The organism is uncultured Cardiobacterium sp. (assembly GCF_938028185.1).
GTDB lineage: Bacteria > Pseudomonadota > Gammaproteobacteria > Cardiobacteriales > Cardiobacteriaceae > Cardiobacterium.
Genome location: NZ_CALJAH010000089.1, coordinates 1 through 8,824 on the forward strand (window position 1 = coordinate 1; position 8,824 = coordinate 8,824).

Below are 8,824 nucleotides of genomic sequence, written 5' to 3' on the forward strand. Positions count from 1 at the left end.
CGTAAAGGCGGGTCTGACCGCTCTTCGGCAGCCCGGCCAACTCCAGCATGCGCTGCACTTCGCTTTCTTTCGCGCCGTCGAAAACCGGCGTCGCCATCGGCACTCCGGCACGCAGGTTTTGGCAAAGCGCGACCAAGTCTTCATCGTTGAGCGAATCAATCGCCTCGCGCTGACCGTCGTGGTTGTAAACCTCGTTCAGGTAATCACGCAGCTTGCGCGGTTTTTCGTTCTGGTCGAGCATCTCACCGATGCGCAAACCAAGACCGCGCGCCGCCCAACCCAAGTGGGTTTCCAGCACCTGGCCGATGTTCATCCGCGACGGAACACCGAGCGGGTTGAGGCAAATATCAACCGGGGTACCGTCTTCCATATAGGGCATATCTTCCACCGGGACGATGCGTGACACTACCCCCTTGTTACCGTGACGGCCTGCCATCTTGTCGCCCGGTTGCAGGCGGCGCTTGACGGCGAGATAGACCTTGACCATTTTTAGCACGCCCGGCGCGAGGTCATCGCCCTGAGCAAACTTGGCCTTCTTCTCTTCGTAGTAATCCTGCAACTCGCGTCGCTTGTCGAGCAGCAACTGGTGCATACCATCCAGTTGCTCGTTGATGTCGGCTTCTTGCAGGCGCAAGTCAAACCATTGCTCCGGCTTGAGTTCGTCAAGGAGCGCCTGATCAACTAAATCGCCGGACTTGCGCTTCGGTGCTTTTTTGATCGCCTGACCGAGCAGCAATCGCGCCACCCGCTCGTGAATGTCGCTTTCAAAGACGCGCAACTGGTCTTTGATGTTCTTGGCGATACTCTCGATTTCCATCGCCTCGATTTCCTTCGCACGCGCATCTTTTTCCACGCCATCACGGGTATAAACGCGCACATCCACCACAGTGCCATCCATGCCGGTCGGCACGCGCAACGAACTGTCTTTCACGTCCGACGCCTTCTCGCCAAAAATCGCGCGCAGCAGTTTTTCTTCCGGCGACTGCGAACGTTCACCCTTCGGCGTGACCTTGCCGACGAGAATGTCGCCCGCCTTCACTTCCGCACCGATGTGAACAATACCGGTGCCATCCAGCTTCGCTAGCGCACTTTCCTTGACGTTCGGGATGTCGCTACTGATTTCTTCCGAACCGAGCTTGGTATCGCGCGCGACGCAGGTCAGCTCTTCAATATGAATCGTGGTGAAGCGGTCTTCCTGGACGACACGCTCGGAAATCAGGATAGAGTCCTCAAAGTTGTAGCCGTTCCAAGGCATGAAGGCAATGAGCATATTCTGCCCCAGCGCCAGTTCCCCCAAATCCGTGGACGGGCCATCCGCCAGCACATCGCCACGCGCGACAACATCGCCCGGCTTGACCAGCGGTTTCTGGTTGATACAGGTGTTCTGGTTGGAACGGGTGTATTTGGTGAGATTGTAAATATCTACCCCCAAACCGCCCGGCTGTACTTCATCATCATTGACCTTGACGACAATACGCGAAGAATCAACGAGATCAATCACCCCACCACGTTCAGCACGCACCAGCACACCGGAATCGCTGGCAACGGTGCGCTCCATGCCAGTACCCACCAGCGGTTTGTCAGCACGCAATGTCGGCACCGCCTGGCGTTGCATATTCGAGCCCATCAGTGCACGGTTGGCGTCGTCGTGTTCAAGGAAGGGAATAAGCGAAGCCGCAACGGAAACAATCTGTTTCGGCGAGACGTCCATATAGTCAATGCGATCGGCGCGCGACAACATAAATTCATTTTCAAAACGCGCAGAAATCAGGTCATCACGGAAAGAGCCGTCTTCATTGAGGGCAGCATTCGCCTGGGCAATGACATATTTGGACTCTTCAATAGCGGAAAGATATTCCGTTTCCATTGTCACCTTGCCATCAATCACCTTGCGATACGGCGTTTCAAGGAAGCCATATTCATTGGTCTTGGCATAAACGGCGAGCGAATTAATCAAACCGATGTTCGGACCTTCCGGCGTTTCAATCGGACAAAGACGGCCATAGTGAGTCGGATGCACGTCGCGTACTTCAAAACCGGCGCGTTCGCGGGTCAAACCGCCCGGCCCCAGCGCGGAAATGCGACGCTTGTGCGTGACTTCCGATAGCGGGTTGTTCTGATCCATGAATTGCGACAATTGCGAAGAACCGAAAAATTCCTTGATTGCAGCAGAAACTGGTTTCTGGTTAATCAGGTCTTTTGGTGTCAATTGCTCGGATTCGACCTGGCTCAAGCGTTCCTTGATGGAACGTTCCAAACGTACCAAACCGATACGGAACGCATTGGCTGCCATTTCGCCAACGCAACGGATGCGGCGGTTCCCCAAATGGTCAATATCATCCACCGTACCGTCGCCATCTTTAATGGCAATCAGCGTCTTCAACACGCGGACAATATCTTCCTTGGACAATACGCCTTCGCCGGTATCACCTTCAATACCGAGGCGACGATTAAATTTCATCCGGCCTACACGGGACAAATCATAGCGTTCCTCATTAAAGAACAGATTTTCAAACAACCCGTCCGCCGCATCTTTCGTCGGTGGCTCACCCGGACGCATCATGCGATAAATTTCGGCGCGCGCATTATCCTGATCCGTCGTTTCATCGACACGCAGCGTATCAGCAATATATGCACCCCGGTCCAGCTCATTGACATAAAGCGTTTCAAACGATTTCACGCCCAGTTCAACGAATTTAACCAGGTGTTCTTCTGTCAGCACAGTATTGGCAGGCAATATCAGTTCGCCACTTTCCTTGTCGATGAGATCTTTGGCAAGAATTTTGCCGATAACAAAATCCATCGGCACAACCTGACTGCTCACATTTTTTTCTTCCAGCTGGCGCACATGGCGGGAAGTAATCCGCTTGCCCGCTTCAACCAGCACTTCGCCATCCGCCATAATATCGAAAGCAACCGCTTCGCCCTTGAATTGCGCCGGTTGAAATTTCATTTCCAGCTTGTTCTTGCTGATTTTGAAACTTTGCGTTTCAAAAAATTCTCCAAGAATCTCCGCATCGGTATAACCCAGTGCGTGTAACAATACCGTTACCGGCAATTTGCGACGACGGTCAATACGGCAATAAAGCAGATCCTTCGCATCAAATTCAAAATCCAGCCACGAACCGCGATAGGGAATAACGCGCGCCGAGAACAACAATTTACCGGAGCTATGCCCGACACCCTTGTCATGATCAAAGAAGACACCCGGCGAACGGTGCAATTGGGAGACAATAACCCGCTCGGTACCATTGATAACAAAGGTACCATTATCCGTCATCAGTGGCATTTCACCCATGAAGACCGGTTCGGATTCAATCACTTGCTTCAGTTTGCGCTTGTCATGATTGCCCTTGTCATAAATAGCCAAACGCATCCGTACCCGCAACGGCGAGGCGTAAGTGACGCCTCTCAACTGACATTCACGCACGTCAAATTCCGGTCTGCCCAGTTCATAACCGACATATTGCAATTCAACCAGCCCATTATGGCTTACGATCGGAAAAATGGAAGAAAAGGCTTCATGCAGACCAATATCAGTCCGTTTGTCCGAAGGAATCCCTTTTTGCAGAAAATCACGGTAAGAATCAATTTGCATTGACAGCAAGTACGGCGTATCCAATACCGTAGGATGTTTGCTGAAATTCTTGCGGATGCGTTTTTTCTCGGTAAACGTATAAGTCATAGCGGCACTAACCTCGGACATCAAAATATGCGCAGGGCACGGGGAATTTGGAATACTAAAAAGATTATGAGATGACAAACGGCGACCCATTTGCCATTTGCAATCGCATCATCTTTCACAGACGACAAAAAGTACTGACGCGCGAGCGCCAGTACTTTCAGAAAAGAACCGAAACAAGTTATTTAAGTTCGGCTTTGGCACCGGCACCTTCGAGTTCAGCCTTGATTTTTTCAGCTTCTTCTTTGGCAACACCCTCTTTCAGGGTGGACGGAGCGCCATCAACGGCTTCTTTGGCTTCTTTCAGACCCAAGCCGGTTACAGCACGGACAACCTTGATAACGGCAACCTTGTTGGCACCAGCATCAGTCAGAACCACATCAAATTCAGTTTGTTCTTCCGCTGCGGCAACCGGGCCAGCAGCAACCGGCGCAGCAGCAACAGCTGCAGCAGCAGTAACGCCAAATTTTTCTTCCATTGCGGAAATCAAATCAACAATATCCATTACTGACATTTCAGCAATAGCATTCAGGATATCTTCTTTAGCGATAGCCATTTTATACTCCAAAAATTAAATCAGAAATTGTTAAACAATACCCAAGGCGCAATTATGCAGCCTTGCTTTGGCGAATAGCCTCGATGGTACGAACCAGTTTGCCTGGAATTTCGTTGAGGGTGCGCGCAAATTTGTCAAGCGGCGCACGCATACAAGCCATAAGCAATGCCAATGCCTCGTCTTTGGTCGGCAGTTTTGCCAACCGTTCCAGTTCACTGCCCGGCAATACTTCACCAGAAACGCTCAGGAACTTGATCATTTTCTTGTCAAGTTTGTCGTTTTCCTTGAAGAAATCGCGCCACAGACGCGCTGCAGCACCGGGATCTTCCATTGAGAATGCCAAAACCAGCGGGCCGACCAGACGTTCTTGCGTACACGCAAATTCAGTCTCGGCGACAGCCCTTCTGGCCAGGGTATTTTTAACCACCCGCAGATAAACACCGGTTTCGCGGGCACGTGCGTGCAATTGCGTCATATGTGCCACAGTCAGCCCGTGGTACTCCGTCGCAACCAGCGCATATGCCTTGGCAGCAACTTCGCTGACTTCCGCAACAACCGCTTTTTTGCTGGTTAAATTCAAGCCCATTCCATACTCCTTAAGTCGGATCGGGTTACCCTAAAACCATCGGAATCCCGATGGACCTTGGTATAGCCTTTTTCAGATAGCTGAAGTCGACCTACCATCTATGCAGGAAATTAAGTTCTCGCGAACACCCGCAGTCTTTGACGATAGCTGCCACGCAGCTATCCCAAATTCCATAATTTTATTTATGCACCAAAAGAGGCAATATCAACGGCAACGCCCGGCCCCATGGTAGTGGACACAAAAGCCTTTTTCAGGTAAATACCTTTGGCTGCGACAGGGCGCAATTTATTGATCTCTGCAACCAATGCATTGAGGTTCTCTACCAACTGTTGCTCAGAGAAATTAATCTTGCCAATCATTGCGTGCACAACGCCACCTTTGTCAGCACGGAAGCGCACCTGACCGGCTTTGGCATTTTCTACGGCCGTTTTGACATCAGGCGTTACTGTACCCACTTTCGGGTTTGGCATGAGCCCACGCGGGCCAAGCACCTGACCCAGTTGACCAACGACACGCATGGCAGCCGGTTCAGCGATAACTACATCAAAATCGCTACGACCACCCTTGATTTCATCGGCAAGCTCATCCATACCTACCAAATCAGCACCTGCTGCTTTAGCTGCATCAGCTGCAGCACCTTGCGCAAAAACGGCGACACGCACAGACTTTCCGGTACCATTCGGCAATACCGCCGCGCCACGCACAACCTGGTCTGATTTGCGCGGGTCAATACCGAGGTTGATGGCAACATCAACAGATTCAACAAACTTGGCAGCCGGAACAGATTTCAGAAGTGTCAATGCTTCTGCCAAAGGATAGACTTTACCCGCTTCTATTTGTGCACGATATGCTTTGGCACGTTTAGACAATTTGGCCATAATCAATCCTCAACCTTCAAACCCATGGAACGCGCACTACCTGCAATCGTATTGACGCCCGCTTGCAAATCTGCTGCTGTCAAATCCGGTTGCTTAACCCTGACAATTTCTTCCAACTGAGCACGGGTAACTTTGCCCACTTTTTCAGTATTTGGACGGCTACTGCCGGATTTAATACCAGCAGCTTTTTTCAACAGATAAGAAGCAGGTGGCGTTTTGGTAACAAAAGTGAAACTGCGATCACTATAAACCGTGATAACAACCGGAATCGGCATACCCGCTTCCAAACTTTGCGTCTCGGCATTAAATGCCTTGCAAAATTCCATAATATTTACACCATGCTGACCAAGTGCCGGACCAACAGGCGGACTTGGATTTGCCTTGCCTGCAGCAATTTGCAGCTTGATGTAGCCAGTAATTTTCTTAGCCATATTTTACTCCTGATGGGTAATAACGCCTTGCGGCTCCCCTGTTTTTACAGATCTTTCTCAACCTGATGGAATTCAAGCTCCACCGGGGTGGGACGACCAAAGATGAGTACGGAAACTTTCAGTCTGCTTTTCTCATACATAACTTCTTCTACCGTACCCATAAATTCGGCAAATGGACCATCTATAATGCGCACCTCTTCACCGACTTCAAATAAGGTTTTGGGACGTGGCTTTTCAGTTCCTTCCTCAATCCGGCGTAAAATTGCCTCAACTTCATGTGGTGAAATCGGCGCAGGATTTTCTGCAGTACCGCCAACGAATCCTGAAACGCGCGGAATACTACGCACAACGTGCCACGTTGCTTCATTCATTTCCATCTCAACCAGTACATAGTTAGGGAAAAACTTGCGCTGAGAATTGCGTTTTTTACCGTCTTTGATTTCAACAACTTCTTCCGACGGAATCAGAATTTGACCAAAACTGTCCTGCAATCCCTCGCGTTCAATTCGCTCCATCAAGGCCCGTTTCACCTGCCCTTCAAACTGGGAATAGGTCTGCAATACATACCACTGTTTGGACATTAGAGTAACGCCTTGACCACGCTGGTAAGTATCCAGTCAAAAATACTCAGCACAATAGAGAAAATAGCCACCAACAGCAAAACCACCATCGTTGTTTTGACCGCATCATCCTTGGTTGGCCAACGCATTTTGCGCATTTCAATGCGGGCACCTCGCATCAGGGACAAAATATGTGTGCGGTGGCTGGTTGGCCATAACGCCACAGTAGCTGCAACCAAAGAAGCTACCACAATACCGAAGCGAACAAAACCGGAAGAGCCGGTCAAAAATGTTGTTGAGCCTGCCAGATAAAAACCGCCCAAAAACAAAATTACGGCCAACGCCGTAAAAAATGGATCTGAGGATTTCTTTTGTTGTTCTGCCGTATTTTGCTGCATCGCAACCTCTAGAATAATGGCAGGCGAGGAGGGACTCGAACCCCCAACCGACGGTTTTGGAAACCGCAACTCTGCCAATTGAGCTACTCGCCTGTATTTTGTGTCGAAAAGAGGGCGGGATTATAATCACCGCCCTCTGCTTTTGCAAGCGTAATATTATTCGATAATTTTGGCGACGACACCGGCACCAACGGTACGTCCGCCTTCACGAATCGCAAAACGCAGACCTTCGTCCATCGCAATCGGTGAAATCAGCTGTACGGTCATCTTGATGTTGTCACCCGGCATAACCATTTCCACGCCTTCCGGCAGGATGCATTCACCAGTCACGTCCGTGGTACGGAAGTAGAACTGCGGGCGGTAACCTTTGAAGAACGGGGTGTGACGTCCACCTTCATCTTTGGACAGGATATAGACTTCTGCCTCAAACTTGGTGTGTGGGGTAATGGTACCCGGTTTGGCCAACACTTGTCCACGTTCGACTTCTTCACGTTTTGTACCACGCAGCAACACACCCACGTTATCACCAGCTTCACCCTGATCCAGCAGTTTGCGGAACATTTCTACACCAGTACAGGTGGTCTTTGCGGTCGGACGAATGCCGACGATTTCGATTTCTTCGCCAACCTTGATAACGCCACGTTCGATACGTCCGGTTACTACGGTACCACGACCGGAGATGGAGAAGACGTCTTCGATTGGCATCAGGAAGGGTTTGTCAATGTCGCGTTGCGGCTCGGGGATATAGCTGTCCAGTGCATCAACGAGTTTGATGATTGACGGTACTCCAATATCAGACTGGTCGCCTTCAAGTGCTTTCAGGGCAGAACCGATGATAATCGGGGTGTCATCACCCGGGAAGTCGTATTCGCTGAGCAGGTCGCGTACTTCCATTTCTACCAGTTCCAGCAGTTCGGCATCATCTACCATGTCCGCCTTGTTCAGGTAAACTACGATGTACGGTACGCCTACCTGACGAGAAAGCAGGATGTGTTCACGGGTTTGCGGCATCGGACCATCTGCTGCGGAGCAGACGAGGATGGCGCCATCCATTTGTGCTGCACCGGTAATCATGTTCTTGACGTAGTCGGCGTGTCCCGGGCAGTCTACGTGGGCGTAGTGGCGGTTCGGCGATTCGTATTCAACGTGTGCGGTTGAGATGGTGATACCACGGGCGCGTTCTTCCGGCGCACCGTCAATTTGGTCGTAAGCCTTGAAGGTACCGCCAAAACGTTCTGCACCTACTTTGGTCAGGGCTGCAGTCAGGGTAGTCTTGCCGTGGTCAACGTGCCCAATGGTGCCAACGTTTACGTGCGGCTTGGTTCGGGTAAATTTCTCTTTAGACATGATTTAACTCCAAAAATAAAAATCAGGATTTGCTCTTGATGACTTCATCAACAACGTTGCTCGGCGCTTCGTTGTAGCAGTCAAATTCCATGGAATAACTGGCGCGACCCTGGCTCAATGAGCGTAATGAGGTGGCATAGCCGAACATTTTTGCCATCGGGACTCGTGCACGAACGATCTTACCGCTTGCTTCATCATCCATACCCTGGATGAGACCACGACGGCTGTTCAGGTCACCAATGACATCGCCCATATAGTCTTCAGGCGTAGAAACTTCTACTTTCATCATCGGCTCAAGCAATACCGGCTTGGCTTTGCGCGCGCCCAGTTTGAAGCCTTCAGAACCAGCCAGTTTAAAGGCCATTTCCGAAGAATCCACTTCGTGG

Annotated in this window: 8 protein-coding genes, 1 tRNA gene and 1 pseudogene; all 10 read right to left on the reverse strand. The window is 50.6% G+C overall.

The annotated features are described in order from the left end of the window. A partial coding sequence (rpoB, locus tag Q0349_RS02930) for a DNA-directed RNA polymerase subunit beta (RefSeq protein WP_298079390.1) occupies positions 1–3,685 on the reverse strand: 3,685 nt, incomplete at its 3' end. Between the two features lie 178 nt (positions 3,686–3,863). Then, entirely contained in the window at positions 3,864–4,238 is a 375-nt protein-coding gene (gene rplL / locus Q0349_RS02935) for a 50S ribosomal protein L7/L12 (RefSeq protein ID WP_298079383.1), read from the reverse strand. Between the two features lie 52 nt (positions 4,239–4,290). Further along, positions 4,291–4,824, reverse strand: coding sequence for a 50S ribosomal protein L10 (rplJ, locus tag Q0349_RS02940; RefSeq protein ID WP_298079384.1), 534 nt, complete (start codon positions 4,822–4,824; stop codon positions 4,291–4,293). Between the two features lie 182 nt (positions 4,825–5,006). Then, a complete protein-coding gene (gene rplA, locus Q0349_RS02945) occupies positions 5,007–5,702 on the reverse strand; it encodes a 50S ribosomal protein L1 (RefSeq protein WP_298079385.1) in 696 nt (231 codons plus the stop codon). Between the two features lie 2 nt (positions 5,703–5,704). After that, a complete protein-coding gene (rplK, locus tag Q0349_RS02950) occupies positions 5,705–6,133 on the reverse strand; it encodes a 50S ribosomal protein L11 (protein ID WP_298079386.1) in 429 nt (142 codons plus the stop codon). 44 nt (positions 6,134–6,177) lie between these two features. Then, positions 6,178–6,714, reverse strand: coding sequence for a transcription termination/antitermination protein NusG (gene nusG / locus Q0349_RS02955; RefSeq protein ID WP_298079387.1), 537 nt, complete (start codon positions 6,712–6,714; stop codon positions 6,178–6,180). Next, positions 6,714–7,091, reverse strand: a complete 378-nt coding sequence (gene secE / locus Q0349_RS02960; protein WP_298079388.1) for a preprotein translocase subunit SecE — start codon at positions 7,089–7,091, stop codon at positions 6,714–6,716. The genes nusG and secE overlap by 1 nt, the downstream gene beginning before the upstream one ends. Before the next feature lie 17 nt (positions 7,092–7,108). Then, positions 7,109–7,184: transfer RNA gene (locus Q0349_RS02965), tRNA-Trp, on the reverse strand. A 63-nt stretch (positions 7,185–7,247) separates the two neighbouring features. Further along, positions 7,248–8,438, reverse strand: coding sequence for an elongation factor Tu (gene tuf / locus Q0349_RS02970; protein ID WP_298079389.1), 1,191 nt, complete (start codon positions 8,436–8,438; stop codon positions 7,248–7,250). A 22-nt stretch (positions 8,439–8,460) separates the two neighbouring features. Beyond that, positions 8,461–8,824, reverse strand: a pseudogene (gene fusA / locus Q0349_RS02975) (elongation factor G); the annotation flags it as partial.